This window comes from Frigoribacterium sp. AP1 (genome assembly GCF_056680555.1).
Map to the genome: position 1 here is coordinate 2191063 of NZ_CM155288.1, position 26650 is coordinate 2217712.

Consider the following 26650-nt stretch of genomic DNA (forward strand, 5'->3'; position numbering starts at 1 on the left):
CGGTCCCGTGACACGACGTCCCCGGTCGCCCCGGCCCGGAGCGACCCCACCCGAGGCCACCCGACGCGTCCTCCGTCGACGTCGCCGGGCGTACGCGAGCGTCCCGGCGTGGGTCGCGGTCGTCGCGGCGCTCGGTGCCGCCTTCGTGCTGCTGCCCCTGGTCGCCATGGTGTCGAGGGTCGACTGGGCCGAGTTCGTGCCGCTGGTCACGTCCGAGTCGTCGGTCGACGCGTTCTGGCTCAGCCTGCGCACCTCGGTCGCGGCGACCCTGATCTGCGTCGTGCTGGGCGTCCCGATGGCCGTCGTGCTGGCCCGTACCGAGTTCCGGGGCCAGAAGGTGCTGCGGTCGCTCGTGCTGCTGCCGTTGGTGCTCCCGCCCGTCGTCGGGGGCATCGCGTTGCTCTACACCTTCGGGCGCCGTGGCCTGCTGGGTCAGACCTTCGACGCTCTCGGCGTGACCATCGCGTTCTCGACCACGGCGGTCGTGCTGGCCCAGACCTTCGTCGCCCTGCCCTTCCTGGTGCTGAGCCTCGAGGGTGCCCTCCGCACGGTGGGCACGCGCTACGAGGCCGTCGCGTCCACCCTGGGGGCCCGGCCCACGACCGTGCTGCGGCGGGTCACCCTGCCGCTCGTGCTGCCCGCCCTCGTCTCGGGAGCCGTGCTGTCGTTCGCCCGGGCACTCGGCGAGTTCGGGGCGACGCTGACCTTCGCCGGGTCGCTGCAGGGCGTCACGCGGACCCTGCCGCTCGAGATCTACCTGCAACGCGAGACCGACCCCGACGCCGCCGTGGCGCTGTCGCTCGTGCTCGTCCTCGCGGCGGTCGTCGTCGTCGCCCTCGCGCACCAGGCCGGCCAGTCGTCCCGTGTCGCCACGAGGAGGCGCGGGTCGTGACGCTCGAGTTCGCGGCGGTCGTCGAGGACCGCGGCTTCGACGTCGAGTTCACCGTCGCGGAGGGCGAGACGGTGGCCGTCCTCGGCCCGAACGGTGCGGGCAAGTCGACGCTGCTGGCGCTGATCGCGGGCCTGCTGCGACCCGACCACGGTTCGGCCCGGCTGGGTGACCGCCTGCTCTTCGACGTCGACGGCCGAGGACGCGGACCTGCGCTGCGCCCGCACGAGCGTGGCGTCTCGATGCTCGCCCAGGACGCCCTGCTCTTCCCGCACCTCAGCGCCCTCGACAACGTCGCGTTCGGGCCGCGCAGCGCCGGCGTGCCGCGCCGCGAGTCCACCCGTCGCGCGGCCGACTGGCTGGCCCGGGTCGACGCCACGGCGCTCGCCGACCGTCGGCCGGCGCAGCTCTCGGGCGGCCAGGCGCAGCGCATCGCCGTCGCGCGGGCCCTGGCGGCGGCCCCCGACCTGCTGCTGCTCGACGAGCCGATGGCCGCCCTGGACGTGTCGGTCGCGCCCGCCCTGCGACGGACGCTGCGCGACGTCCTGGCCGACCGCACGGCGGTCGTCGTCACGCACGACGTCCTCGACGCCTTCACCCTCGCCGACCGGGTCGTCGTGCTCGAGGGCGGTCGGGTCGTCGACGTCGGCCCCACGCGGGCGGTCCTCGAACGCCCGACCACACCGTTCGCCGCCGGGCTCGCGGGTCTCGACCTGCTGACCGGCACGGCTCACGGGGGAGGCGTCCGGCTCGACGACGGCACCCTGCTGACCGTCCGCTCCGCCGACGCGCTCCCGTCGGGGGCGGCCGCGGCGGTGGCCGTCCGGCCGAGCGCCGTGCGCGTGACGACGGGGGCCGCTCCGGGGGCGGCACCGCTCGAGAACGTCCTCGATCTCGTCCTCACCGACCTCGAACCCCGCGGTGACGTCGTCCGTGTCCGGGCCGGCGACGTGTCGGCCGACGTCCCGCCCGGCGTGGTCGCCGGCCTCGACCTCCTCCCGGGCAGCCTCGTCCGGTTCTCGTTCGACGCCGAGGACGCCGTCGCCTACCTGGTCTGAGCGGGGGTCGACAGGGAGCCGGGACGTCTGCGTCCGACGACGCGTCGCACCCGGTCGACGTCGCGCTCGATGCCGTCGAGCAACCGGTCGGTGAACCCGGGCCCGGCCCGCCAGAGCGTCACGAGCAGGATGACCAGCACGGCCGAGGCGAGTGACGCGCGCTGCAGCGCCATGCCCGGCTCGAGCTGGCGGACGAGCAGCGCGAGTGGGATCGCCAACCACTCGACCCGCCCGGTCAGCGCGACGAACGGCACCAGCAGCAGTGCGTACCAGGGGTAGCGCGGGCTGACGGTGACGAGCGTCACGCCGATCATCGCGAGCTGCCCGAGCCACGGGTCGTGTGCCGGGGTCTTCACCCACACGAGCACCGCCGTGACGCCGACGATCAGCACGGCGACCGGTGTCGTCCACGCGTCGGGCAGGAAGGCCGACAGGAACACGAACCGGGAACCGTCCTCGTAGCCCTCTTCGGTCAGGTACCCCGGCAGGTACCCCAGCACCCCCCACCCGGTCATCGCGACGTAGGGCACGTAGAGGACGGCGAAGGTGACGACGGAGGCGCTGATCACCTTCCAGGGCTGCCCACGCAGCAGGGCGGGTGCCGCGATCACCGGGATGAGCTTGGTCGCGATCGCGGCCCCGAGCGCGATGCCGCCGCGGAAGCGCCGACCGGTCGCGACGAGCAACGACGCGGCGACCACGAGCACGGCGCCGAGCAGGTCGACGTGCGAGTTGGTGATCCCCTCGCCGACCACGAGCGGGCACCAACCCCACAACGCCGCCCAGCGCGGGTCGAGACCCCGACGACGCAGCGTCGCCAGCAGGGCGAGGGTCGTCCCCAGCACGAGCACGAAGCCCATGGCCTGCAGCGGGAAGAACCCGGCGTCGGGGCCGACCACGGCCGACACCGCCCAGAAGTACAGCTCGGCCATCGGCGGGTAGATGGTCGGCACGTCGGGCCGGTTGATCAGCGTGCAGACGACGTCGCCGGTCTGGCTGTCGTAGGCACGGTGCACCTGGCGGTCGGGCTCGCCGCAGCGTTCGCCGATCGTGCCGTCGTCGCGGGTGAACGGCGTCGACTCGGGGAAGATCCACGTCGGGCGCAGGTCGCGCAGTTCGCCCGCGTCGGGCGTGTACTCGTAGGGCGAGACGCCGGCGGTCTGCACGATGCCGTCCCAGGCGTAGCGCGCCGGGTCGGTGCTCGTGTTGGGCACGCCGGTCAGGCCTGCACCACCGACCAGGGCCGTGCCCGCGATCACGAGTGCCGTGACGTGTCGCACGGGCACCCGCCGCAGCAGCACGACCGCCACGGCGAACAGCGCCCAGCACACGGCGGTCCAGACGACGAAGTCGGTGCGCAGCTCTTTCATGAGGAACCCGACGTTCACGACGCCCCAGGCGATCGCCCCGGCCAATCCGAGGACGGCAACGGCCGCGAACACAGTACGCACGCCCCCAGTCTGGCCGAATCGGCCCTGGGAGTCCGTCCGAGTCGTGCGCATCGGAGATGATGGGCCACATGAGACGACCGACACCATGAGACGCCTGCTGTACGAGGCGCGCCGCGCGGCCTCGTCACCGAACCGCAACGCCCGGTCGGCGACCGTCTTCGGCCGCCTCCTCGGTGCCGCGTTCGTCATCTGTCTGCTGACCGGCCTCTACAGCCACTTCCTGCAGGAGCCCCTCGACGGGATGCGGTTCCCGACGAGCCCCGTCTGGCTCTACCAGGTGAGCCAGGGCGTCCACATCACCGCCGGGATCGCCTGCATCCCCCTGCTGCTGGCGAAGCTGCACTCGGTGTTCCCGCAGCTCTTCCAGCACCCGCCGATCAAGCACCCGGTCGACGTGCTCGAACGCGCCTCCATAGCTCTGTTCGTCGCCGCGACGATCTTGCAGCTCGTCACCGGGCTGCTCAACACGTACCAGTACTACCCGTGGCCCTTCCCGTTCAAGCAGGTGCACTTCGCCCTGTCGTTCGTCATCATCGGCTCGCTCGCGATCCACATCGCGGTGAAGCTGCCGCTGATCACCCGCTACTGGCGGGCGCGCGACAGCTACGACGACGACGGACGCTTCGTCGAGCCGTCGGCCGAGCTGGACGAGGCCCGGGCCGCGTTCGTGGCCGAGAGCGAGGCGACCGCCGAGCTCGCCCGCTTCCGCGCGGTGCGCGACGCCGACGGGACGCGACGCGACCGTGACCCGCACGCCGCGCCTCCTGCTCCCGCCCGGGGGCTGACCGGCCGGCTGACGCGCTGGATCGATTCCGCGCACGAGGTCGACCGCGAACCGGGGCGGGCACGCGTGTCACGGCGCGGCTTCTTCACCGCCGCCGGCGTCGCCACCGGGGGAGTCGTCGCGCTCACGGCCGGGCAGTCCTTCGCCCCGTTCTCTCCGCTCAACGCCTTCGCTCCGCGGCAGCGCGGACTCGGTGCGAACGACCTGCCGATCAACCGCACGGCCGCCGCGGCCCAGGTGCTCGAGACGGCCATGGACCCCGACTGGCGGCTCGACGTCGTGGTCGGCGGCGTCGCCACCTCGTTCACGCTCGACACGCTGCGCGGGTTCAACGGGGCGGACGAACGCCTCCCGATCGCCTGCGTCGAGGGCTGGAGCCAGACCGGCGCCTGGCGCGGGGTCCGACTCGTCGACCTGCTGGCCGCCGCCGGAGCCCCGGCCGACCACCGCCTGCGGCTCACCAGCCTCGAGAAGAAGGGGGGCTACCGCGTGACCGAGATGGGCCCCGAGTACGCCTCCGACCCGCGCACCCTCGTCGCGCTCGAGCTGAACGGCGAGCCGCTCAGCATCGACCACGGCTACCCGGCACGCATGATCGCCCCGGGGCGCCCCGGCGTGCTGCAGACCAAGTGGCTCAGCTCGATCGAGGTGCTCTCGTGACCGCGCGCGTCCCCTCGGCCGCGTCGAGCGCAGGAGGCGCGGGCACGTCGCGCGCCGTCCGTGTCGTGCGCGGGGTGCTGATCGCCCTCGGCGTCGCCCTGATCGGCCTCGGCGGCTGGGTGCTCACCGACACGGTCAACCCGAACCGGTACGGCGGGCTGCTGCTCTGGCTGGTCGGATCGGTCGTCGTCCACGACGCCGTGCTCGCCCCCGTCGTGGCCGTCGTCTCGCTGGTCGTGCGACGGACCGGGCGTCGCGTCCGACCCGCGGTCCTCTGGATCGTGCAGGGCGCGGTCGTCGTCGGGGCCGTCTTCTCGCTGATCGTGGTGCCCGAGATCGTCGCGAAGGCGAAGGGCCCGAAGAACGACACGGTGCTGCCGTTCGACTACGGCCTGCGCCTGGCCGTGCTCTGGCTCGTGATCGCGGCGGTGGCAGCCGGTCTCGTGGCGCTCTACCTGGCGCGCAGGCGGCAGAAGGTGCGTCCGTCGACCGACCAGGTCTGAGCGACCCGCAGGCCGGACCGCCCCGCGTGGAGGTGCAGGGCCTCGCGGCCGACCTCGGCCCAGGGGAAGGTCGCGCTGGCGTGACCCTGGTCGTCGACCACGTGGGCCTCGTAGCTGTCGTCGAGCGACGCCTCAGGCGCGGTCTCGACGACGATCGATCCGGTCGTGGTGAGGATCTCGGCACAGCGGGTCAGCAGTGCCGTCGGGTCGCCGCCGATGCCGACGTTGCCGTCGAGCAGCAGGGCGAGGTTCCACTCGCCCTCGCGGGGCAGCGGGTCGAAGACCGAACCGCCGGCCACGGGCAGGCCGGCCTCGCGGGCCATCGCGACCGCCGTGGGCGAGACGTCCAGGCCGAGCACGGTCAGTCCGCGGTCGACGGCGGCACGCACCATGCGGGCGGGCCCGCAGCCGATGTCGAGCACCGGGCCGGTCTCGTCGTCGAGGGTCGTGAGGTCGGCGGCGTCGGCGTCGGCGCTCCAGCGCGCGACGTCGAACGCGTCGTCGGTGTCGCCCGGGGCCGGAGGCGACGCCGGGTGTCCGGCACCGCCGGTCACGCGGACGAGTTGCAGGAGTCCCTCGTGACGCAGGGCGCGCGCGTACGGCTCTGCACCTCCTGATCCGAAGGTGGCGGGTCGGTCGGGGGCGATGGTCACGAGGTGACCCCTTCTGTGGCGGGATCGGTCGTGCGGGCGACGCCGTTCGTGGTGGTGGAGGTGGCCTCGGCGTGCCGCAGGGCGGCCGCGAACCGGCTGTCGGGTGCGGTGGCCGCGACCAGGCGGGCGTCGTCGATGGTGTCGACGTCGACGAGTTCGGGCAGCATGCGCACGCTGAGGCCGGCGTCGGCGAGCCGACGGAGCTGGTGGGCGCCCGTGTCGTCCCGCGACATCGGCACGCCGCGCAGCAGGTCGCCGGTCGGTCGGGCGAGACCCAGGGCCCAGAAGCCGCCGTCGTTCGCCGGCCCGAACCAGGCGTCGACGTCGTCGCTCCACGCGTCGAAGACGGGGGCGAGGGCCTCGACCGTCACCTGGGGGGTGTCCATGCCGATCAGCACGGTCTTCCCGTCGACCTCGTCGAAGAGGGCGCCTAGGCGTGCGTCGAGGTCGCCACCGATCTGAGGGATCACATCGAAGTCTTCGGAGCCGACGGGCCTACGGTTGCCGTCGAACAGCAACACGCGCCGGGTGGCCGGCAGGCGGCGGACCACGTCGAGGGTGTCCTGGATGGCGGCGGCGGCCACGTCGGCGGCCTGCTCGAGGCTGAGCGGGGGGTGCAGGCGCGTCTTGACCTTGCCCGGGATCGTCTCTTTCGCGATCACCACGAGGGTCGTCATCGGCCGACCTCCCGCAGCAGTCGGGACATGTCCTTGATCGCGACGGACGTGCCGCGGATGGTGCCGGTCACCTTGCTGCGGCCGACCCGTGGCGAGTAGGGGGCGTCCTGCTCGACGATCCGCCAGCCGGCTTCGCTGGCGCGCAGCACCATCTCGAGCGGGTAGCCGCTGCGGCGGTCCTTCAGGTCGAGGTCGAGCAGCGCCCGGCGTCGGGCGACGCGCATCGGGCCGAGGTCGTGCAGGTCGACGCCGCTGGCACGCCGCATGAGGTGTGAGAGCGCGAGGTTGGCGAGGCGGGCGTGCACCGGCCAGGCGCCACGGGTGGTCGGGCGTCGACGACCGAGGACGAGATCGGCGTCACCGGCCATCACGGGAGCGGCGAGGGCGACGAGGTCGGCGGGGTCCATCGAGGCGTCGGCGTCGCAGAACGCGACGTAGTCGGCCGTGGCGGCCTCGAGACCGGCGTGGGCGGCGCTGCCGAAGCCGCGCCGCGCCTCCTGCACGACGGTCGCGCCGTGCTCGGCGGCGACGCGGGCGGAGTCGTCGGTCGAGCCGTTGTCGACGACGATCGCGTGCCAGCCCTCGGGCAGGCGGCCCAACACCCAGGGCAATGCACCCTCTTCGTCGAGACAGGGAAGCACGACGTCTACTCGGGGGCTGCTCATCCTCTCGACTGTACGGACGCGTTCCCATGAAGGTGATGGGAGCGGCGGCCCGCGCCCCGAACGGGGGGAGTGCTGTCATTCTGCTAGCATCAGCGACAGGAGGTGGTCCCGATGGCGACGTTGACGGTGCGAGGTCTCGACCCCGAGGTGATCGAGGGGCTGAAGGCCCTCAGCTCGAGCCACGGGCGGTCGATGGAGGCCGAGGTGCGACTGATGGTGACGCGACTCGCCCAGGGGGTCGAGGGGCCGGTCGTCAGTCCGGCTCCGGCGGCCGCCGGCACGGCACCGACGGCCGAGAACTGGGTCCACGCGTTCCGTCGCCGGTTGGCCGAGAGGGGCTCCTACCTCGACGACGAGTTCGTCGAGGGGCTCGAGCGCGATCGGCGGGCGCAGGCCCCGGCGAGATCGGTCGACTTCGGATGATCGTCGTCGACACGAACGTGGTGTCCGAACTCGCCCGTCCTCGTCCCTGCCCCGAGGTGCTGAGCTGGTTCGAGCGGCAACCCCTCGACGGTCTCTACCTCAGCGTCGTGACCGGCGCCGAGATGCTGGCCGGGCTCCTGGCCATGCCCGAGGGGCACCGCCGTGAGCGCGTCGAGGACTGCGTGATCGACATCCTCGAGCACCAGTTCGACGGTCGGGTGTTGGCGTTCGATGCGCATGCCGCGATCGAGTACGCGACGGTGCTCCTGCGGCGTCGGACCGCCGGCCGCCCGATCGCGACGGCCGACGCCATGATCGCGGCACACGCCCTCGTGGGCGGCGCCGCCCTCGCCACGCGCAACACGAAGGATTTCGAGGGCCTCGGTCTCGAGCTCGTCGACCCCTGGGCCGGGTGACCGCGAGGTGGCCGACTTCGCCTAGCGGACGACCGCCGCGCGCAACGGTGCCGTGGCGAACTCACGCATGCCCTGCTCGAAGGTCACGCTCGGCCGCCAACCCAGCTCGCCCTGCAACCGGGCAGACGAGGCCGTGACGTGCCGCACGTCTCCCGCGCGGTACTCGCCCGTGACGACGGGCATCGGTCCGCCGGCCTCGCGAGCCAGGGCCTCGGCCATCTCGCCGATCGTGTGCACCGTGCCGCTGCCGACGTTGAACGCGCGGAACGTGTCGGTCGGCTGGTCGGCCGTCCACTCGAGGGCCGCGAGGTTGGCGGAGGCGATGTCACGGACGTGGACGAAGTCGCGACGCTGGGCGCCGTCCTCGAACACGCGCGGTGCCTCGCCGCGTTCGAGGGCCGAGCGGAAGAGCGAGGCCACGCCGGCGTAGGGCGTGTTCTGAGGCATGCCCGGACCGTAGACGTTGTGGTAGCGGAGGGCGGCGGCCCGACCTCCGGTGCTGCGCGCCCACGAGGTCGACAGGTGTTCCTGGGTCAGCTTCGTGATGGCGTAGACGTTGCGGGGGTCGAGCGGGGCCTCTTCGGTGATCAGCTGCGGCTCGAGCAGCTCGCCCGCCTCGTCACGCGGGTCGAAGACGCCCGCGTCGAGGTCGGCGATGCGGCGGGGTGCGGGTCGCTCGGTCGCGCCGGACGAGGTGCGGTAGCTGCCCTCGCCGTAGACGACCATCGACGAGGCGACGACGAGACGGTCGACGCCGGCGCGGTCCATCGCGGCGAGCACGACGGCCGTGCCGAGCTCGTTCGACGAGACGTAGTCGGGGGCGTCCTGGAAGTCCACCCCGAGGCCGACCTTGGCCGCCTGATGGCAGACCGCGTCGACGCCCACGAGTGCCCGGTCGACGGTCTCGGCGTCGCGCACGTCACCGTGCACGAAGTCGACGCGCGGGTCGACCGTCGGCTCGCCGCCGTGCACGTCGGGCCGCAGCGAGTCGAGCACGCGCACCCGCCAGCCGCGGTCGAGCGCGAGGTCGACGATCGCCGACCCGATGAAGCCGGCCCCGCCGGTGACGAGCAGCAGACCGGGACCGTCGGCTGCGTCGGTGGTGGCGGCCGACGCGGACGAGGAGGCGCGGGTCGCGGTCACAGCGCGGCCTTCCGACCCGAGACGGGCCGCGCGAGCACCTCGGCCACCGCCTCGGGCGGCATCAGCTCGCGCGGAGAGTAGTCGTCGGGCATCGCGGCGACGATCGACTCGATGGCCGCGACGATGCGCGGCTGGGCGGCCGCGAGCCGTTCGAAGACGAGCGAGGCGCTCACGGCGTCGACGTCGGGCGCGTCGCCCTCGGCCGGGGCCAGACCGGCGTCGCTGTCGGTCACGTACGAGATGTTGACGGCTCCCATGCCGAGCTCGAGGGTGAGGGGGATCTCGGGGTACATCGTCATGTTGACCGTGTGCGCCCCCGCGGCCCGGAACCAGAGCGACTCGGCCCGGGTCGAGAACCGCGGCCCCTGGATCACGACGCAGGTGCCGGTCGGGGCGAACGGCTCGCCCTGTGCCTCGAGGGCCTCGATCGCGGCGGCCCGCAACACGGGGTCGAACGGGTCGGCGGCGATCAGGTGCTGCACGTGGCCCTCGACGTCGAAGAACGTGTCGCGTCGTCCCCAGGTGCGGTCGATGAACTGGTCGGTGACGACCATGGTGCCCGGGGCGACGTCGGGGCTGACCCCGCCGACCGCCGACGACGACACGACGGCCTTGGCTCCGAGCGACGCGAGCGCCCACACGTTGGCCCGGTAGTCGATCAGGTGCGGCGCGACCGCGTGGCCCGCGCCGTGCCGGGTCAGGAACGCCACGCGCTTGCCGCCTAGCTGCCCGATCGTCACCTCGCTCGAGGTCGGGCCGTAGGGCGTCTCGACGACGTGCCGGGTCGCCTCGCCCTCGGCGAAGAGCGAGTACAGCCCCGATCCGCCGATGACGGCGACGTCGACGGGCGGCGGCCCCGAGGAGGCGCGGGTGGGCTGGGGGACGTCGGTCTCGGTCGCGGGGTCGGTCACCCCCGATACGCTACTGACCATCGCCCGAGAGGAACCGCGTGCGCACCATCGAGACCCACCTCGCCGAGGTCACGGCAGTCGTCGAGGCCGCCGTGCGGGCCCGGCCGGTCGACGCGCTCGTGGTCAGCCCCGAGGCGCTCGCCTCGCGCTCCGACCGGTACCGCGACCGGGTGCTCGCCGCCGACGTCGTCGCCCCGATCGACCTGCCGCCCTTCGCCAACTCGCAGATGGACGGCTACGCCGTCTCGACCGACGGGCTCGACCCGGCCGGTCCCACCAGCCTCCGGGTCGCGGCACGCATCCCCGCCGGCCGGGCCGCCCCCGACCTCGGCGCCGGCACCGCCGCCCCGATCATGACCGGTGCCGCCGTCCCTGCCGGCGCGGACGCGATCGTGCCCATCGAGAAGGTCTCGCCCGACGCGTTCCCTCCCGTCGGGGTGGACGCCGTCGTCGAGGTGCCGACCGGCATCACCGCCGGGGCCTTCGTCCGGGCCGCGGGCAGCGACGTCGCCGCGGGTTCCGTGCTGTTCGCGGCCGGGACGCGACTGACACCCGCCCGGTGGGGCGTGCTCGCCGCCTCCGGGATCGACGCGGTCGAGGTACGGAGCCGCCCGCGCCTCCTGCTGGTGTCCACCGGCGAAGAGCTCGCCGCACCCGGTGCCCCGCTCGGGCCCGGCCAGATCCACGACGCGAACGGCGTCGCACTGGCCGCGGCGCTCGCCGAGGTCGGCGTGATCGTCACGACCGCCCGGGTGACCGACGACGCGGCCGCCCTCGTCGCCGTCGTCGCCCGCCACGCCGCCGAGGTCGACCTCGTGCTGACGAGCGGCGGGGTCAGCGCGGGGGCCTACGAGGTCGTCCGCGACGCCTTCGAGGGCTCGGGCGTCACCTTCGGCTCGGTCGCGATGCAACCCGGCGGTCCGCAGGGCTGGGGCACCGTCCGGGTGCACGACCGCGAGCTGCCCGTCGTCTGCTTCCCCGGCAACCCCGTCAGTTCGCTCGTCTCGTTCGAGGCCTTCCTGCGTCCCGCCCTGCACGGCGTCACGGGCGTCGGCCTGCCCCGGCGGCGGTGGACCGTGCCCATGGCGCACCCCGTCGACTCGCCGGTCGGCAAGCACCAGCTGCGTCGCGGGCGGGTCGACGTCGACGGGCGCGCCCACCTCGTCGGCGGGCCCAGCTCGCACCTGCTCGCCGCCCACGCCGAGGCCACCGTGCTCGTCTCGATCCCCGTCGGGGTCGACCGCCTCGACGAGGGCGACCGGGTCGAGGTCTGGGCGCTCGACGACCCCGCCCCCCACGAGAAGGCCGACCGATGACCGAGACCCCGCTGCCCGATGTGCCGCCGTCCGACACCCCGCTGTCCGACACCCCGCTCTCGCACGTCCGCGAGGACGGCACCGCGCACATGGTCGACGTGACCGGCAAGTCCGAGACGAAGCGCATCGCGACCGCCCAGGCCGTGCTGACCACCCGGCCCGACGTGATCGCGCGCTTGGTCGACGGCTCGCTGCCCAAGGGTGAGGCCCTCGGCACCGCCCGCATCGCCGGCATCCTGGCCGCCAAGCAGACGCCGACGCTCATCCCGCTCTGCCACCCGCTGCCGCTCGGCGCGATCACCGTCGACTTCGAGACCACGGAGGCGCAGGTCACCGTGATCGCACGCGTCTCGACCCGGGGCGTCACCGGGGTCGAGATGGAGGCCCTGACCGCCGCGTCGGTCGCGGCCCTGACGCTGTTCGACATGATCAAGGCGGTCGACGCGCTCGCCGTCATCGGCGACATCAAGGTGCTCGACAAGCAGGGCGGCAAGTCGGGGGACTGGTCACGATGAGCGACGCCGCACCCGAGGTCGTGCAGCGCCGTGCCGTCGTCGTGGTCGCCTCGACGCGAGCCGCCGCCGGCACGGCCGACGACACGACCGGCCCCGTCATCCGCGACTGGTTCGTGGCGCGCGGCTGGCTGGTCGAGGGCCCCGTCGTCGTGGCCGACGGCGAACCCGTCGGCGCGGTGCTCGAGGCCGCCCTCGAGTGGGGCGTCGACGCCGTCGTCACCACCGGCGGCACGGGCGTCTCACCGACCGACGCGACGCCCGAGATGACCCTCCCCCTGCTCGACCGCGCACTGCCCGGCATCGCCGAAGAACTCCGGAGGCGCGGCGCGGCCTCGACGCCGCTGGCCGTCCTCTCCCGCGGGCTCGCCGGCGTGGCCGGAGGCACCTTCGTCGTCAACCTGCCCGGCTCGCGCGGCGGGGTGCGCGACGGGCTCGCCGTGCTCGACGACGTCCTCGACCACGTGGTCGACCAGCTGCACGGTGTCGACCACGCCCAGAACCGCCATCCCAGTCCCGAAGGGGCCGCATGACCGACGACGATCCGACCACCCTTCCCGGCGGAGCCCACGGCGGCCCGTCCGGTTCCGGCACCGCGTCGCCGGGTGGCACCGCACCCGCGGCCGACCGCGTGCTGCTCGCCCGCGTCGTCGACGTGACCGTGTCGGTGGCCGAGTGCTCCGCGCTCGTGACGAGCCGCGCCTCCGGAGCGGTCGTGACGTTCGAGGGGGTCGTCCGCGACCACGACGAGGGGCGCGGCGTCGAGGCCCTGCACTACGAGGCGCACCCGACCGCGACCGAGGTCATCCGTGAGGTCGCGCTGGCCGTCGCCGAGGCGCACCCCCAGGTCGCGATCGCGGTCGAACACCGGTACGGCGACCTGGTCGTGGGCGACGTCGCGCTGGCCTGCGCCGTGGCGTCCGCCCATCGCGCCGAGGCGTTCGCGGCCTGCGCCGCCCTCGTCGACGAGGTCAAGGCCCGCACCCCGATCTGGAAGCGCCAGGAGTTCACCGACGGCTCGGACGAGTGGGTGGCGTCGCTGGGCTGACACCGGCTGCGCACCGTCGAGTCGGCCGCCCGGCCCGGGCCGTCTACGCTTCTGTGGTGGCTCATCTACTCGGCGCAGAAAACCTCCGTCTCGAATTCCCGACCAAGGTCGTCCTCGACGGGGTGACCCTCGGCATCGACGAGGGCTCCCGCATCGGTGTCGTCGGCCGCAACGGCGACGGCAAGTCGACGCTCATGTCGGTGCTCGCCGGCCGGCTCGAACCGGACGACGGCCGCGTGACGACCCGCCGCGGCCTGACGATCGGCATGCTCGACCAGCGCGACGTGCTGCCCGAGGGCGCCACGGTCGGCAGCTTGATCGTCGGCGACCGCGACGAGCACGAATGGGCCGGCGACGCGCGCATCCGCGACGTCATCTCGGGCCTCGCCACCGACATCCCGTGGGAGGCGCGGGTCGAGGACCTCTCCGGCGGCCAGCGTCGACGCGTGGCCCTCGCCACCCTGCTGGTCGGCGACTGGGACGTCCTGTTCCTCGACGAGCCCACCAACCACCTCGACGTCGAGGGCGTCGCCTGGCTGGCGCAACACCTCTCGCGCCGCTGGTCCACGAACTCGGGCGCGCTCGTCGTCGTGACCCACGACCGGTGGTTCCTCGACGAGGTCTCGACCGACACGTGGGAGGTCCACGACGGCATCGTCGAACCCTTCGAGGGCGGCTACGCGGCCTACGTGCTGCAGCGCGTCGAGCGCGACCGCATGGCGTCGGCCTCCGAGGCCAAGCGTCAGAACCTCATGCGCAAAGAGCTCGCCTGGCTGCGTCGTGGCGCCCCGGCGCGGTCGACCAAGCCGAAGTTCCGCATCGACGCGGCCAACGAGCTGATCGCGGACGAGCCGCCCGTGCGCGACGCGGTCCAGCTGTCGCAGATGGCGACCGCGCGACTCGGCAAGGACGTCGTCGACCTGGTCGAGGTCGGTGTCTCGTTCGGCGACAAGCGCGTCCTGCAGGACGTCGAGTGGCGCATCGCTCCGGGCGAGCGCACCGGCGTGCTCGGCGTGAACGGTGCCGGCAAGTCGACGCTGCTCAAGGTCGTCACCGGGGCCATCACGCCCACCGAGGGGCGCGTCAAGCAGGGCAAGACGGTCAAGTTCGCGATCCTCGACCAGCAGCTCGCCGACCTGCACGAGGTCGCGCACGAGCGGGTCAACGACGTCATCGGGCGTCAGCGCACCTCGTACGTCACCGGCGGCAAAGAGATGACGCCCGGGCAGCTGCTCGAGCGCCTCGGCTTCACCAGCGCCCAGCTGCAGACGCCGATCAAGGACCTGTCCGGTGGCCAGAAGCGCCGCCTGCAGTTCCTGCTCATCCTGCTGAACGAGCCGAACGTTCTGATCCTCGACGAGCCCACCAACGACCTCGACACCGACATGCTCGCCGCGATGGAGGACCTGCTGGACGGCTGGCCGGGCACCCTGCTCGTCGTCTCGCACGACCGGTACCTGCTCGAGCGCGTCACCGACCAGCAGTACGCCGTGCTCGAGGGCCGTTTCCGGCACCTTCCCGGCGGCGTCGACCAGTACCTCCAGCTGCGTCGCGAGGCGACCCAGAACCAAGGAGGCGCGACCGACCGCCCGACGGCCGTCCAGGGGGCCTCGGCGTCGGTCGCGGCCTCGGCCGCCGCGTCGGGCCTGTCCGGCGCCGAGAAGCGCAACGCCGAGAAAGAGTTGGGCTCGATCGACCGCAAGCTGGCCAAGGCGTCGGGCGAGCGCGAGGCCGTGCTCGCACAGTTCGCGTCGTTCGACCAGTCCGACTTCGACGGCCTGGCGGCGTTGCAGGCGAAACTGACGGCGCTCGACCACAAGACGGGCGAACTCGAGGTGCGCTGGCTCGAGCTGAGCGAGCTGCTGGCGTAGGTCGCGGGGCAGCGGCCGTTCAGCCGCCGAGCGTCAGGCTCAGCGTGCGCAGCAGCTCGGTCAGCCGGCGGCGGTCGTCGTCGCTGAGATCGCTGAGCAGGGCGTCCTCGGCCGTGACGAGTCGTTCGATCGCGGCGTCGACGGCGCGGCGCCCCTCGGTCGTCATCGTGACCAGGATGCCCCGACCGTCGTTCGGGTCGGTCCGGCGTTCGACCAGGCCCCGCGCCACCAGCCGGTCGATGCGGTTGGTCATGGCGCCGCTCGAGACGAGCGTCTGCTGCAGCAGGGTCTTGGGGCTCAGCTGGTAGGGGTCGCCGGCGCGGCGCAGGGCCGAGAGCACGTCGAACTCCCACGACTCGAGGTCGCTGGCGTGGAAGGCCTCGCGTCGTGCCCGGTCGAGGTGCTTCGACAGACGACCGACGCGCGAGAGCACGTGGAGCGGCGCGAAGTCGAGGTCGGGTCGCTCGTGGCGCCACGCCTCGACGATCCGGTCGACCTCGTCCTGCTCGGGCATCCGCCCATCATGCCCGAGGCCGTCGTCGGACGCGGGAGGCGCGGTGCGGCCCGGCGGGCACGTCACCCCTCGCGGTCACCTCGGTCGAGTCGCGGTCTGGCAGAATGGTCCGGCGCGCATGCGCGGTCCGCCATGGTGTAACGGCAGCACGACAGCCTTTGGAGCTGTTAGGTCTAGGTTCGAATCCTGGTGGCGGAGCCCCGAGCGTCGCAGGTCGCGGTCGGCTCGTCGGTCCCGTCCCGCTCCCGATCGTGGGCGCCCCGGCGTCCGCCTGACGACGAGGACTCCCGTCATGTCGAAGACCAGTTCCGTGCCGCCCCTCCTCCGTGCCGCCCTGCTCGGCATCCTCAGCGGATCGCGTTCGGCGACGCCGCTCGCCGTCCTCGCCCTGAACCACGACACCCCGGAGGCGCGGGGTCGGTGGCAGCGTTGGCGCCTGTTCCGTTCGCCGCTCGCTCGTGGTGTCCTGGTGGCCGCCGGCGTCGGTGAGCTCGTCGGTGACAAGCTGCCGGCCACGCCGAGCCGGGTCGGCGCCGGGCCTCTGTTCGGGCGCGCGATCTCCGGTGCCGTCGCGGGGATCGCGATGGCCGGCACCGGCCGTCGAGGAACCCCCGTGGCCGCAGCCCTCGCCGGGGCGTCCGGTGCCCTCGTCGGCAGCTGGCTCTTCTACCGGGCACGGAAGGCCGTCGTCGAGAAGACCGGCGTGCCCGACGTCGCCGTCGCGCTCGTCGAGGACGCCGTCGCGATCTCGGGTTCGGTCGCCGTCGTCCGGTCGCGCTGACTCGGCTCGTCCCCACCTGGTCGCGTCGTCGGCGGCGTCCCCACGCCGGGCGGGTGACCCGCGGTCGGGCGGCATCCCGTGGGAGGATCGGCGGTGATCACGCGCCACCCCTCACCAAGGAGCACCATGCCCGAACGCCAGCTCGCCGTCGTCGTCCTCGCCGCAGGGCAGGGCACGCGCATGAAGTCCTCGACCCCGAAGGTCCTGCACCGCCTGGCCGGGCTGCCGTTGATCCAGCACGTGCTCGAGAGCGCCGGCGCCCTCCAGCCCGACCACCTCGTCGCCGTCGTCCGGCACGAGCGCGACCTCGTCGTCGCGAGCGTGCTCGACACCGCCCCGCACGCCCTCGTGGTCGATCAAGACGAGGTGCCCGGCACCGGTCGTGCCGTCGAACAAGCGGTGGAGGCGCTGCCCGCCGAGTTCACCGGCGACGTCGTGGTCGTCAGCGCCGACGTGCCCTTCCTCGACCACGAGACGCTCACGGCCCTGCTCGACCAGCACCGCGCCGCGTCCGCCTCGGCGACGCTGCTGAGCGCCGTGCTGCACGACGCCACCGGCTACGGGCGGGTCGTCCGCCGCGACTCGGGCGACGTCGACCGCATCGTCGAGCACAAGGACGCCACCGACGCCGAGCGTGCCGTGCGCGAGATCAACTCGGGCACCTACGTCTTCACGGTCGCCGCCCTGCGCACCCACCTGCCCCGCATCGGGTCGGCCAACGCGCAGAACGAGAAGTACGTCACCGACATGGTCGGCCTGCTCACCGGTGCCGGCGAGGTCGTCGCCGCCCGGGCGATCGACGAGACCTGGCGCCTCGAGGGCATCAACGACCGCGTGCAGCTCGCCGCCGCGGCCCGTCGCCTGAACGACCGCATCGTCGAGCACTGGCAGCGCGAGGGCGTCTCGATCGTCGACCCGCAGACCACCTGGATCGACCGCGACGTCTCCCTCAGCCCCGACGTCGAGCTCTTGCCCGGCACCCAGCTGCGCGGCGCGACGTACATCGCCCCGGGCGCGGTCGTCGGCCCCGACACGACCCTCGTCGACACCGAGGTGGGCGAGGGGGCGACGGTGAAGCGCACCGACGCGACCCTCGCGGTCATCGGTGCCCGCGCCTCCGTGGGTCCGTTCGCGTACCTGCGGCCCAACACGCTGCTCTCGGCCGACGGCAAGATCGGCACGTTCGTCGAGACCAAGAACGTGCAGATCGGCGCCGGGTCGAAGGTGCCGCACCTCAGCTACGTGGGCGACACCGAGGTGGGCGAGGGGTCGAACATCGGCGCCGGCACCATCACGGCCAACTACGACGGGGTGGACAAGCACCGCACCGAGGTCGGGTCGCACGTCCGCACCGGGTCGCACAACGTCTTCGTCGCCCCCGTTAGGATTGGCGACGGAGCGTACACAGGCGCCGGAACGATCGTCCGCAAAGACGTGCCGGCCGGTGCCCTGGCCTTGAGCATCGCTCCACAGCGCAATGCGAGCGGATGGGTCGAGGCGAACCGCCCCGGCTCGGCGGCTGCCGAGGCCGCCGCTCGTGCCGAACGAACGACCGACTGAACCCGGTCGGGTTGGCCCCTCGGGGCCGGAGAGCGAGTGACGTGTCCGGAATCAAGATCACCGGCGAGAACCGACTCGTTCTGATCTCGGGGCGTGCGCACCCCGAACTGGCCAACCAGATCGCCGCCGAGCTCGGCAGCGAGCTGATCCCGACCGACGCCCGCACCTTCGCCAACGGCGAGCTCTACGCCCGCTTCGACGAGAGCGTCCGCGGCTCGGACGCCTTCGTCATCCAGTCCCACTCGGCCCCGATCAACGAGTGGCTCATGGAGCAGCTGATCATGGTCGACGCGCTGAAGCGGGCCTCGGCCAAGCGCATCACCGTCGTGGCGCCGTTCTACCCGTACGCCCGCCAAGACAAGAAGGGCCGTGGGCGCGAGCCGATCTCGGCCCGGCTCGTCGCCGACCTCTTCAAGGCGGCCGGCGCGCACCGCATCATGAGCGTCGACCTGCACGCCCCGCAGATCCAGGGCTTCTTCGACGGCCCGGTCGACCACCTCTTCGCCATGCCCGTGCTGCTCGAGCACTTCCGCGCCAAGCTCGACAACACCACCCTGACCGTGGTCTCGCCCGACATGGGGCGCGTCCGCGTCGCCGACATCTGGAGCGAGAAGCTCGACGCCCCCCTCGCCATCATCCACAAGCGTCGTGACCCGCTGGTGCCGAACCAGGTCACCGTCCACGAGATCGTCGGCGACGTCGCGGGTCGCGTGTGCCTGCTGGTGGACGACCTGATCGACACCGGTCGCACCATCGTCAAGGCCGCCGAGGCGCTCAAGGCCGCCGGCGCGATCGGCGTCGTGGTCGCCGCGACCCACGCGGTCTTCAGCGACCCAGCCCCCGAGATCCTCAACAGCGAGTTCATCGACTCGGTCGTCGTCACCGACACCCTGCCGCTCACCGAGCACCAGAAGTTCGACAAACTCGAGATCCTGCCCATCGCGCCGCTGATCGCCCGGGCGATCCACGAGGTCTTCGACAACGGCTCGGTCACCTCCATGTTCGACGGCGCTGCCTAGTCTCACCCCGGCTCCGCTCGTGGCTGCTCAGCCGTAGCCGCCCTCACGGAGCAGCCATCCCCGTCGGCCCTGCCCTGCCCGCTCGTCTGTGGTCGGCAACTCCGGAGTTCGGCTGCGCCGCGCCTCCTGCGGGTCGTTCCGGTGGTCGTTCTGCTGAGTTGTCGACGCGGACCGGGTGGCGTGGGGAGGGCCGAGGTCTGCCGCGGCGGGACGACGAACGGGCGTGCCTGCCGAGACGGGCCGCCGCAGCGGCACCGCATCGACGGGCACGCCCGTCAGGGCGCAGGAGGCGCGGTGAGCGCCCCTGGGGACCTCCGTCAGTGGGTCGACGGCTCCGTCTCGATCTCGGACCGGTCGCCCGACCAGAGGGTGTGGAACGTGCCCTCCTCGCCGACGCGCTGGTAGGTGTGCGCCCCGAAGAAGTCGCGCTGCCCCTGGATGAGCGAGGCGGGCAGGCGTTCCGACGCGAGCGAGTCGTAGTACGACAGGGCCGAGGAGAACCCGGGCACGGGGATGCCCGAGAGGGCGGCCTTGGCGACGATGCGGCGCCAGGCGTCCTCGCCGTCGCGGACGGCCGCGGCGAAGTAGTCGTCCTCGAGCAGGGTCGCGATCGAGGCGTCCTTCTGGTAGGCGTCGACGATGCGGTTGAGGAACTGCGCGCGGATGATGCAGCCACCGCGCCAGATCTTGGCGATGGCGCCCTTGTCGATGTCCCAGTCGTACTCGTCGGCACCGGCGATGATCGCGTCGAAGCCCTGGGCGTAGGCGACGATCTTCGAGGCGTAGAGCGCCTTCTGGACGTCGTCCTCGAAGCCGTCGCCCGCTTCCTGGATCGTGGGCCGTCCCTGCAGGGTCTTCTGCACGGCGGAGCGCTGTGCGGGCTTCGACGACACGGCGCGGGCGAAGACGGCCTCGGCGATCCCGCCGACCGGCACGCCCAACCCGACGCTGTTCTGCACGGTCCAGACGCCCGTGCCCTTCGAGCCGGCCTGGTCGACGATGGAGTCGACGAGCGGGCCGTCGGTCTTGGCGTCCGTCTGGCGGAGCACCTCGGCCGTGATCTCGATCAGGTACGACTCGAGCTCGCCCTTGTTCCATTCCTCGAAGACCGAGGCGATGGCGGCGGGCTCGTGGCCGCCGACCCGGCGCAGCAGGTCGTACGACTCGGCGATGAGCTGCATGTCGGCGTACTCGATGCCGTTGTGGATCATCTTGACGAAGTGGCCCGCGCCGTCGGCGCCGACGTGCGTGACGCAGGGTTCGCCCTCGGCCACGGCCGCGATCGACGCCAGGATCGGGCCGAGCGTCTCGTAGGCCTCCCTCGAGCCGCCGGGCATGATCGACGGACCCTTCAGGGCGCCTTCCTCGCCACCCGAGATGCCGGCGCCCACGAAGTTGAGTCCGCGCTCCTTCAGGGCGGCCTCCCGTCGGCGGGTGTCCTGGAAGTTCGCGTTGCCGCCGTCGACGATGATGTCGCCCTCGTCGAACACGTCGGCGAGCTGGTCGATGACGGCGTCGGTGCCGCGACCGGCCTGCACCATGATGATCGCGGTGCGCGGCTTCTGCAGTGAGGCCGCGAAGTCCTCGATCGACTTCGAGGGGATGAACCCCGCGTCGCCGTGCTCGTCCATCAGGGTGTCGGTGCGCTCGGGGGAGCGGTTGTAGACGGCGACCGTGTTGCCCTCGCGGCTGGCGAGGTTGCGCGCCAGGTTCGAACCCATGACGGCCAGGCCGACGACTCCGATGTTCGCCTGGGCGCTGGACTGCGATGCTGCTCCGTGTTCGGTCACGGTGCCTCCTTCTCGGTCGGTGGTGCCCGCAGACTATGCCTCGGTGCCGAGCGTCCGACAGGCACGGTCCGTACCCCTCCCGGACGGCTCACCTAGGGTTGACGCGACCGTGTCCCCGATCGAAGGCCGTCCGTGACCGACCAGCCCCATCCCGCTCCCTTCCCGCCCGTCGTCGTGATGGGGGTGTCCGGTTCGGGCAAGTCGACCGTGGGCGAGCTGCTGGCCGAGACCCTCGGCATCCCGTTCGTCGACGCCGACGACCTGCACCCCGAGGCCAATCGTCGCAAGATGGCCGAGGGGCACCCGCTCGACGACGACGACCGGTGGCCGTGGCTGCACATCGTCGCCGACCGCATCGCCGCCGCGGGTGACGAGTCGGTCGTCGTGGCCTGCTCGTCGCTGAAGAGGGCGTACCGCGACGTCCTGCGCGAAGGCGACCCGCGCCTCCGGTTCGTCCACCTGACCGGCGTGCGCGACCTCGTCGCCCGTCGCCAGCGCGAGCGCAAGGGACACTTCATGCCGCCCGGACTGATGGAGTCGCAGTTCGCGACCCTCGAGCCGTTGGCCGACGACGAGGCCGGTTTCGAGGTCGACGTGCGTCCCGGCCCGGACGACGTCGTGGCGGCCGTCGTGGCCCATCTCGAGGCCGTGCGACGCGGCGAGCTCGAGCACTGACCGTACGCCCGGCCGGGCGGACGAACGCGCCCTGACGGGCGGACGAACCGAGGAGGCGCGGGTTGGCGACACGCCCGGCCGACGTGTAACCTGGGTAGCTGAACCTCGGCGAGGGGTGCTCCGGCACCCGTGATCGACGCGGTAGGCAGGCGCTCGGTGCTCAGGCACCACTCGTGCAGCGGTGATCGTCCTCCGGGCGGCGCCCCTCGGGTTGCGGGTCCTTCCTCACGCGATGCGCGTTCGAGTTGACACCGACCACACACCCCCGGGCCGTCCGCGGCCCCTGCAAGGAGACGACATGTCCGGCCAGAACACCCTCAGCGCCCTCGTGCGCACCAGCTTCGGCAAGGGCGCGGCCCGCAAGATCCGCGCGAAGGACCAGATCCCCGCGGTCATCTACGGTCACGGCACCGACCCCCAGCACGTCACGCTGCCCGGTCACGAGACCATGCTGATCACGCGTCGCGCCAACGCCGTCATCACGCTCGACATCGAGGGCACGAACCAGCTCGCCCTCGTCAAGGACATCCAGCGCGACCCGGTCAAGCAGACCATCGAGCACATCGACCTCATCGTCGTCCGCCAGGGCGAGAAGGTCACGGTCCAGGTGCCCGTGCACGTCGAGGGCGAGTCGGCTCCCGGCACGATCCACGTCGTCGAGCTCAACGTCGTCGAGCTCGAGGTCGAGGCCACGCACATCCCGCAGAGCGTCGTCGTCTCGATCGAGGGCCTCGAAGAGGGCGCCCAGGTCTCGGCCGCCGACCTCGTCCTGCCCAAGGGCGCGACCCTGGTCAGCGAGCCCGAGACCCTCGTGCTCGCCGTCTCGGTGCCCCAGCTCGACCTGACGACCGACGCGGTCTCCGACGAGGACGGCGAAGCCGCCGAGGCCGAGGGCGACGTCGACTCCATCGAGGACGAAGAGCGCTCCGAGTAGCACGGCGCACCCCGAACACCCTGCCGGCGCAGACCCACTGAGAGAACGACGACCACGACGATGGCACTCGACGACCAGTGGCTCGTGGTCGGGCTCGGCAACCCCGGGCCCGGCTACGCCGGCAACAGGCACAACGTCGGGCAGATGGTGCTGGCCGAACTGGCCGAGCGTCTGTCCGCTGGCTTCAAGAACCACCGCACGAACGCGACGGTCGCCGAGGGGCGCACCGCTCCCGGCGGCCCTCGCTTCGTGCTGGCCAAGCCCGCGACCTACATGAACGTCTCGGGCGGCCCCACGCAGGCCCTCCTGCGGTACTACGACCTCGACGTGTCGCGGCTGATCGTCGTCCACGACGAGCTCGACATCGACTTCGACGTCGTCCGGCTGAAGCACGGTGGTGGCCACGGCGGCCACAACGGCATCCGCGACATCATCGCCGCCACCGGCTCGAACGAGTTCACCCGGGTGCGGGTCGGCATCGGCCGTCCCCCCGGCCGCCAACCCGCCGCCGACTTCGTCCTCAAGGACTTCTCCTCCGTCGAGCGCAAAGAGCTGCCGTTCCTGATCGGTGACGCCGCCGATGCCGTCGAGATGATCGCGACCGACGGGCTCACGGCAGCGCAGCTCAAGTTCCACACCGCCAAGAGCTGACCGGCTCGCCGGATGCCGGCCGCCCCGGGTCCTTCCTCGGTGTCGCCGTCAGCGAACCCCGGCCGCGGTGTCGGTGGTGCCGCGTAACATCGTGCGGGTGATACTCGCGGGCTTGATCCAGGCGCTCTCGCGCGCCTCCACGTTCTCCGCGGCCCTCGACCGGGCCGCACGCAGCACCGACTTCTCGGTCGTCGACGGTCTCCGCGTCCCGTTGCTCGCGGGGCTGCTCGACCGTCGCGAGGGTCCGCAGGCGATGCTGGTCGTCACCGCCACGGGCCGCGAGTCCGAGGCCGTCCGGGGGTCGCTCGACAGTTACCTGCCCGAGGCCGAGGTCATCGAGTTCCCGGCGTGGGAGACCCTGCCGCACGAACGCCTCAGCCCCAGCGCCGAGACGGTCGGCAAGCGCATCCACGCCCTGCGACGCCTCGCCATCTGGCAGCGCGAGGCGGCCGAGGCGCCCGGCTCCGTGCGGCCGATCGTCGTCGTCGCCGGCGTGCGCGCGGCGCTCCAGCCGCTCAGCGACAACCTCGTCGAGCTCGACCCCGTGCGGCTCACCGTCGGCGAGCGCGGGCACGACCTCTCGGGCATCGCCGTCCATCTGGTCGACCTGGCGTACGCCCGGGTCGACATGGTCACCCGACGGGGCGAGTTCGCCGTCCGTGGCGGCATCCTCGACGTCTTCCCGCCCACGGCCGAGCACCCCGTCCGTGTCGACTTCTTCGGTGACGAGGTCGACCAGATCCGTCGCTTCTCGGTGGCCGACCAGCGCAGCCTCGACGGCGAGGTCCCGTCGGTCGAGCTGCCTCCGAGCCGCGAGATGCTGCTGACCGAGCCCGTCCGTCAACGCGCCCGCGAGATGCAGCACGAGTTCCCGAGCCTCTCCCAGATGCTCGCCAAGATCGCCGAGGGCATCCCGGTCGAAGGCATGGAGAGCCTGGCGCCCGCGCTCGTGCACCGGCTGGTGCCGGTGACCCACTACCTGCCGGCCGGCGCCTCCATCGTCGTCCTCTCGCCCGAGCGGGTGGTGTCGCGCGCGCAGAGTCTGGCCGAGACCAACCGCGAGTTCCTGTCGGCCGCCTGGAACGCCGCCACCGCCGGTGCCGAAGCGCCGATCGACCTCGACTCGGGCGACTTCCTCAGCCTCCGCGACCTGCGTGAGGCGGCCGGCGACAGGTCCTGGTTCACGATGAGCGGCTTCGACTCGGGCGAGGTCCTGTCCGACGACGAGGCCGTGGCGTCGGCCGGTGACTACGTGCGGCTCGACGCCGCCGTCGTGCCGAGCTTCAGCGGCCACGCCGAGGGAGCCCTCGAGCACGTCGTCGAGCGCGTGCGTGACGGCTGGTCCGTCGTCGTCACGGCACGCGGCGTGGGTCTCGTCGAACGGGCCCGCGACGTGCTCGCCGAGCGCGAAGTCGCCGCCCGTCTCGAAGAGAGCCTGCCCGAGACCCTCGAACCGGGCGTCGTCCACCTCGTGGCGGGTGGCGTCGAGGCCGGATTCGAGCTGTTCGAGTCCAAGATCGCCGTCCTCGGCGAGTCCGACTTCTACGGTCGTTCGGCCAACTACGACTCGCGTCAGGTCAAGAAGCTCGCGACCCGTCGCAAGAACGTCGTCGACCCCCTGCAGCTCAAGCCGGGCGACGTCGTCGTGCACTCGACCCACGGCATCGGCAAGTTCCTCGAACTCACCAGTCGCGAGGTGTCGAGCGGCGGGAAGAACGCCGTCAAGCACTCCCGTGAGTACCTCGTGCTCGAGTACGCGCCCTCGAAGCGCGGTTATCCCGGCGACAAGCTGTACGTCCCGACCGACCAGCTCGACCTGCTCAGCCGCTACGTGGGTGGCGAGGCCCCGTCGCTCAGCAAGATGGGTGGCGGCGACTGGGCGGCCGCCAAGGGCAAGGCGCGCAAGGCCGTCCGCGACATCGCCGTCGAGCTCGTCAAGCTGTACTCGGCCCGCATGGCGAGCAAGGGCCACGCGTTCCCGCCCGACACCCCCTGGCAGCGCGAGCTCGAAGAGGCCTTCCCGTTCGCCGAGACCCCCGACCAGCTGACGACCATCGACGAGATCAAGGCCGACATGGAGCGCCCGATCCCGATGGACCGCCTGCTCTCGGGCGACGTCGGCTACGGCAAGACCGAGGTCGCTGTCCGCGCGGCGTTCAAGGCCATCCAAGACGGCAAGCAGGTCGTGATGCTCGTGCCGACGACCCTGCTCGTGAAGCAGCACTTCGACACCTTCAGCGACCGATTCGCCGGGTTCCCCGTGCACCTCCGCAGCCTCAGCCGGTTCCAGACGGCCAAAGAGTCGAAAGAGACGATCGCCGGGCTCGGCGACGGCACGGTCGACATGGTCATCGGCACGCACCGGCTGCTCAGCGAGAGCATCTCGTACAAGGACGTGGGCCTCGTCATCATCGACGAAGAGCAACGTTTCGGCGTCGAGCACAAGGACGCCCTCAAGAAGCTCAAGACGAACGTCGACATCCTGGCCATGTCGGCGACCCCGATCCCGCGGTCGCTCGAGATGGCCGTGACGGGCATCCGCGAGATGTCGACCCTGGCCACCCCGCCCGAGGACCGCCACCCGATCCTCACCTTCGTCGGCCCCGAGAGCGACCGACAGAAGGCCGCGGCGATCCGGCGCGAGCTGCTGCGCGAGGGGCAGGTGTTCTACGTGCACAACCGTGTGTCGAGCATCAACCGCATCGCGGCCCAGATCGCCGAGCTGGTGCCCGAGGCCCGCGTCGCCGTCGCCCACGGCCAGATGGCCGAGTCGACGCTCGAGCAGGTCATGGTCGACTTCTGGGAGCGCAAGTTCGACGTCCTCGTCTCGACCACCATCATCGAGACCGGCCTCGACATCGCCAACGCCAACACGTTGATCATCGACCGGGCCGACAAGTACGGCCTCAGCCAGTTGCACCAGCTGCGCGGTCGAGTCGGCCGAGGCCGGGAACGCGGCTACGCGTACTTCCTCTACGACGCCGACAAGCCGCTCAGCGAGACCGCGCAAGACCGGCTCGAGACGATCGCCGCCAACAACGAGCTCGGGGCGGGCATGCAGGTCGCCCTGAAAGACCTCGAGATCCGCGGGGCCGGCAACCTGCTCGGCGGCGAGCAGTCCGGGCACATCGCGGGTGTCGGCTTCGACCTGTACCTGCGCATGATCGGTGAGGCCGTCAGCTCGTTCCGCGGCGACGTCGCCGAGGGTCAGACCGAGCTGCGGCTCGAACTGCCGGTCGACGCCCACGTTCCCGAAGAGTACGTCGAGAGCGAGCGACTGCGCCTCGAGGCCTACCAGAAGCTCTCGACGGCCAGCTCGCCCACCTCGACCGACGACCAGATCGACTCGGTGCTCGACGAACTCACCGACCGCTACGGCGAGCCCCCGGCACCCGTGCTCGCCCTGATCGAGGTCTCCCGCCTGCGCCGCGCGGCCCAGAAGGCCGGGCTCAGCGAGGTGGTCGTCATGGGCAGCAACCTGCGCGTCGCGGGCATCGACCTGCCCGACAGCATGCAGGTCCGGCTGCAGCGCATGTACCCGGGCGCGCGGTGGTTCGCGCAGGCCAACGCCGTCAGCGTGCCCCTGCCGCGCGCTCACGGGCAGGCGCCGAGCGACGACGAGTTGATCGTCTGGGTCGAGCAGCTCCTGTCGGCGATCTACTCCGCCCCGGTCGCCCGTCCGGCGACCGACACGGCCGCGGCGAACTGACCGTGTCGGCCCGGCGGGCAGGCGGCGCCCCGGACGA

The 26650-nt window shown here is 72.2% G+C and carries 26 protein-coding genes, 1 tRNA gene and 1 pseudogene; 20 read left to right on the top strand and 8 right to left on the bottom strand.

Annotation, left to right across the window (positions count from 1 at the left end; translation table 11 throughout):
• Positions 1–7: 7 nt before the first annotated feature.
• Together AC1MBW_RS10490 and AC1MBW_RS10495 are read left to right on the top strand one after the other, a co-directional pair.
• The gene (locus AC1MBW_RS10490) at positions 8–892 is read left to right on the top strand and encodes an ABC transporter permease (RefSeq protein ID WP_480024430.1); all 885 of its coding nucleotides are present in this window, start codon (positions 8–10) and stop codon (positions 890–892) included.
• Entirely contained in the window at positions 889–1947 is a 1059-nt protein-coding gene (locus AC1MBW_RS10495; RefSeq protein WP_480024431.1) for a sulfate/molybdate ABC transporter ATP-binding protein, read from the top strand. The genes AC1MBW_RS10490 and AC1MBW_RS10495 overlap by 4 nt, the downstream gene beginning before the upstream one ends.
• Here AC1MBW_RS10495 and AC1MBW_RS10500 read toward each other — a convergent pair.
• On the bottom strand, positions 1935–3398 hold the full coding sequence (locus tag AC1MBW_RS10500) for a glycosyltransferase 87 family protein (protein ID WP_480024432.1): 1464 nt from the start codon (positions 3396–3398) through the stop codon (positions 1935–1937). The genes AC1MBW_RS10495 and AC1MBW_RS10500 overlap by 13 nt on opposite strands.
• An 85-nt stretch (positions 3399–3483) precedes the next feature.
• Here AC1MBW_RS10500 and AC1MBW_RS10505 point away from each other — a divergent pair, with 85 nt between their 5' ends.
• Together AC1MBW_RS10505 and AC1MBW_RS10510 are read left to right on the top strand one after the other, a co-directional pair.
• Positions 3484–4842, top strand: coding sequence for a molybdopterin-dependent oxidoreductase (locus tag AC1MBW_RS10505; protein ID WP_480024433.1), 1359 nt, complete (start codon positions 3484–3486; stop codon positions 4840–4842).
• Positions 4839–5345: a hypothetical protein gene (locus AC1MBW_RS10510; protein ID WP_054146899.1), complete on the top strand. Its 507-nt coding sequence runs from the start codon at positions 4839–4841 to the stop codon at positions 5343–5345. The genes AC1MBW_RS10505 and AC1MBW_RS10510 overlap by 4 nt, the downstream gene beginning before the upstream one ends.
• Here the strand turns inward: AC1MBW_RS10510 and AC1MBW_RS10515 are convergent.
• Genes AC1MBW_RS10515 through AC1MBW_RS10525 form a run of 3 tightly spaced genes read right to left on the bottom strand, consistent with a single transcriptional unit; the run spans position 5294 to position 7340 of the window.
• On the bottom strand, positions 5294–5998 hold the full coding sequence (locus tag AC1MBW_RS10515; RefSeq protein WP_480024434.1) for a class I SAM-dependent methyltransferase: 705 nt from the start codon (positions 5996–5998) through the stop codon (positions 5294–5296). The two genes, AC1MBW_RS10510 and AC1MBW_RS10515, sit on opposite strands and share 52 nt — an antisense overlap.
• A complete protein-coding gene (locus AC1MBW_RS10520; protein WP_480024435.1) occupies positions 5995–6675 on the bottom strand; it encodes a TIGR04282 family arsenosugar biosynthesis glycosyltransferase in 681 nt (226 codons plus the stop codon). The genes AC1MBW_RS10515 and AC1MBW_RS10520 overlap by 4 nt, the downstream gene beginning before the upstream one ends.
• Positions 6672–7340: a glycosyltransferase family 2 protein gene (locus tag AC1MBW_RS10525; protein ID WP_480024436.1), complete on the bottom strand. Its 669-nt coding sequence runs from the start codon at positions 7338–7340 to the stop codon at positions 6672–6674. The genes AC1MBW_RS10520 and AC1MBW_RS10525 overlap by 4 nt, the downstream gene beginning before the upstream one ends.
• Positions 7341–7451: 111 nt before the next feature.
• On the opposite strand from AC1MBW_RS10525, the gene AC1MBW_RS10530 reads away from it, so the two are divergent.
• Together AC1MBW_RS10530 and AC1MBW_RS10535 are read left to right on the top strand one after the other, a co-directional pair.
• Positions 7452–7763, top strand: a complete 312-nt coding sequence (locus tag AC1MBW_RS10530; RefSeq protein WP_480024437.1) for a FitA-like ribbon-helix-helix domain-containing protein — start codon at positions 7452–7454, stop codon at positions 7761–7763.
• On the top strand, positions 7760–8179 hold the full coding sequence (locus AC1MBW_RS10535; RefSeq protein WP_480024438.1) for a PIN domain-containing protein: 420 nt from the start codon (positions 7760–7762) through the stop codon (positions 8177–8179). Before AC1MBW_RS10530 ends, AC1MBW_RS10535 begins: the two co-directional genes overlap by 4 nt.
• Before the next feature lie 21 nt (positions 8180–8200).
• Here the strand turns inward: AC1MBW_RS10535 and AC1MBW_RS10540 are convergent, their stop codons facing one another.
• Positions 8201–9256: an NAD-dependent epimerase/dehydratase family protein gene (locus AC1MBW_RS10540; protein ID WP_480026097.1), complete on the bottom strand. Its 1056-nt coding sequence runs from the start codon at positions 9254–9256 to the stop codon at positions 8201–8203.
• A 62-nt stretch (positions 9257–9318) separates the two neighbouring features.
• Positions 9319–10233 carry an MTAP family purine nucleoside phosphorylase gene (locus AC1MBW_RS10545; protein WP_480024439.1) on the bottom strand — a complete coding sequence of 305 codons (915 nt, stop codon included), beginning with the start codon at positions 10231–10233 and terminating at the stop codon, positions 9319–9321.
• A gap of 38 nt (positions 10234–10271) precedes the next feature.
• Here AC1MBW_RS10545 and AC1MBW_RS10550 point away from each other — a divergent pair, with 38 nt between their 5' ends.
• From AC1MBW_RS10550 to AC1MBW_RS10575, 6 genes and pseudogenes are all read left to right on the top strand, one after another.
• The gene (locus AC1MBW_RS10550; protein WP_480024440.1) at positions 10272–11549 is read left to right on the top strand and encodes a molybdopterin molybdotransferase MoeA; all 1278 of its coding nucleotides are present in this window, start codon (positions 10272–10274) and stop codon (positions 11547–11549) included.
• Entirely contained in the window at positions 11546–12064 is a 519-nt protein-coding gene (gene moaC / locus AC1MBW_RS10555) for a cyclic pyranopterin monophosphate synthase MoaC (RefSeq protein ID WP_480024441.1), read from the top strand. Before AC1MBW_RS10550 ends, moaC begins: the two co-directional genes overlap by 4 nt.
• Entirely contained in the window at positions 12061–12594 is a 534-nt protein-coding gene (locus AC1MBW_RS10560; RefSeq protein WP_200908375.1) for a MogA/MoaB family molybdenum cofactor biosynthesis protein, read from the top strand. The genes moaC and AC1MBW_RS10560 overlap by 4 nt, the downstream gene beginning before the upstream one ends.
• The gene (locus AC1MBW_RS10565) at positions 12591–13109 is read left to right on the top strand and encodes a molybdenum cofactor biosynthesis protein MoaE (protein ID WP_480024442.1); all 519 of its coding nucleotides are present in this window, start codon (positions 12591–12593) and stop codon (positions 13107–13109) included. The genes AC1MBW_RS10560 and AC1MBW_RS10565 overlap by 4 nt, the downstream gene beginning before the upstream one ends.
• A gap of 122 nt (positions 13110–13231) precedes the next feature.
• Positions 13232–13634, top strand: a pseudogene (locus AC1MBW_RS10570) (ATP-binding cassette domain-containing protein); the annotation flags it as partial.
• 11 nt (positions 13635–13645) lie between these two features.
• Entirely contained in the window at positions 13646–14980 is a 1335-nt protein-coding gene (locus tag AC1MBW_RS10575; RefSeq protein WP_480026098.1) for an ABC-F family ATP-binding cassette domain-containing protein, read from the top strand.
• Between the two features lie 19 nt (positions 14981–14999).
• Here AC1MBW_RS10575 and AC1MBW_RS10580 read toward each other — a convergent pair whose 3' ends face one another.
• On the bottom strand, positions 15000–15494 hold the full coding sequence (locus AC1MBW_RS10580; RefSeq protein WP_055974208.1) for a MarR family winged helix-turn-helix transcriptional regulator: 495 nt from the start codon (positions 15492–15494) through the stop codon (positions 15000–15002).
• 126 nt (positions 15495–15620) lie between these two features.
• On the opposite strand from AC1MBW_RS10580, the gene AC1MBW_RS10585 reads away from it, so the two are divergent.
• The 4 genes from AC1MBW_RS10585 (at position 15621) to AC1MBW_RS10600 (ending at position 18854) form a co-directional block, all read left to right on the top strand.
• Positions 15621–15692: transfer RNA gene (locus AC1MBW_RS10585), tRNA-Gln, on the top strand.
• Between the two features lie 94 nt (positions 15693–15786).
• Positions 15787–16275 carry a DUF4126 family protein gene (locus AC1MBW_RS10590; RefSeq protein ID WP_480024443.1) on the top strand — a complete coding sequence of 163 codons (489 nt, stop codon included), beginning with the start codon at positions 15787–15789 and terminating at the stop codon, positions 16273–16275.
• Positions 16276–16401: 126 nt separating this feature from the next.
• On the top strand, positions 16402–17835 hold the full coding sequence (glmU, locus tag AC1MBW_RS10595; RefSeq protein ID WP_480024444.1) for a bifunctional UDP-N-acetylglucosamine diphosphorylase/glucosamine-1-phosphate N-acetyltransferase GlmU: 1434 nt from the start codon (positions 16402–16404) through the stop codon (positions 17833–17835).
• A 41-nt stretch (positions 17836–17876) separates the two neighbouring features.
• Complete coding sequence (locus tag AC1MBW_RS10600) at positions 17877–18854, top strand: ribose-phosphate diphosphokinase (RefSeq protein WP_054147187.1); 978 nt, start codon at positions 17877–17879, stop codon at positions 18852–18854.
• Positions 18855–19171: 317 nt separating this feature from the next.
• Here AC1MBW_RS10600 and gndA read toward each other — a convergent pair whose 3' ends face one another.
• A complete protein-coding gene (gndA, locus tag AC1MBW_RS10605; protein WP_480026099.1) occupies positions 19172–20575 on the bottom strand; it encodes an NADP-dependent phosphogluconate dehydrogenase in 1404 nt (467 codons plus the stop codon).
• A 201-nt stretch (positions 20576–20776) separates the two neighbouring features.
• Here gndA and AC1MBW_RS10610 point away from each other — a divergent pair, with 201 nt between their 5' ends.
• From AC1MBW_RS10610 to mfd, 4 genes are all read left to right on the top strand, one after another.
• Positions 20777–21319 carry a gluconokinase gene (locus AC1MBW_RS10610; protein WP_235451099.1) on the top strand — a complete coding sequence of 181 codons (543 nt, stop codon included), beginning with the start codon at positions 20777–20779 and terminating at the stop codon, positions 21317–21319.
• A 298-nt stretch (positions 21320–21617) separates the two neighbouring features.
• Positions 21618–22253 carry a 50S ribosomal protein L25/general stress protein Ctc gene (locus AC1MBW_RS10615; protein WP_480024445.1) on the top strand — a complete coding sequence of 212 codons (636 nt, stop codon included), beginning with the start codon at positions 21618–21620 and terminating at the stop codon, positions 22251–22253.
• Between the two features lie 60 nt (positions 22254–22313).
• On the top strand, positions 22314–22904 hold the full coding sequence (pth, locus tag AC1MBW_RS10620) for an aminoacyl-tRNA hydrolase (protein ID WP_480024446.1): 591 nt from the start codon (positions 22314–22316) through the stop codon (positions 22902–22904).
• A 97-nt stretch (positions 22905–23001) separates the two neighbouring features.
• Positions 23002–26613 carry a transcription-repair coupling factor gene (mfd, locus tag AC1MBW_RS10625; RefSeq protein ID WP_480024447.1) on the top strand — a complete coding sequence of 1204 codons (3612 nt, stop codon included), beginning with the start codon at positions 23002–23004 and terminating at the stop codon, positions 26611–26613.
• Positions 26614–26650 lie beyond the last annotated feature (37 nt).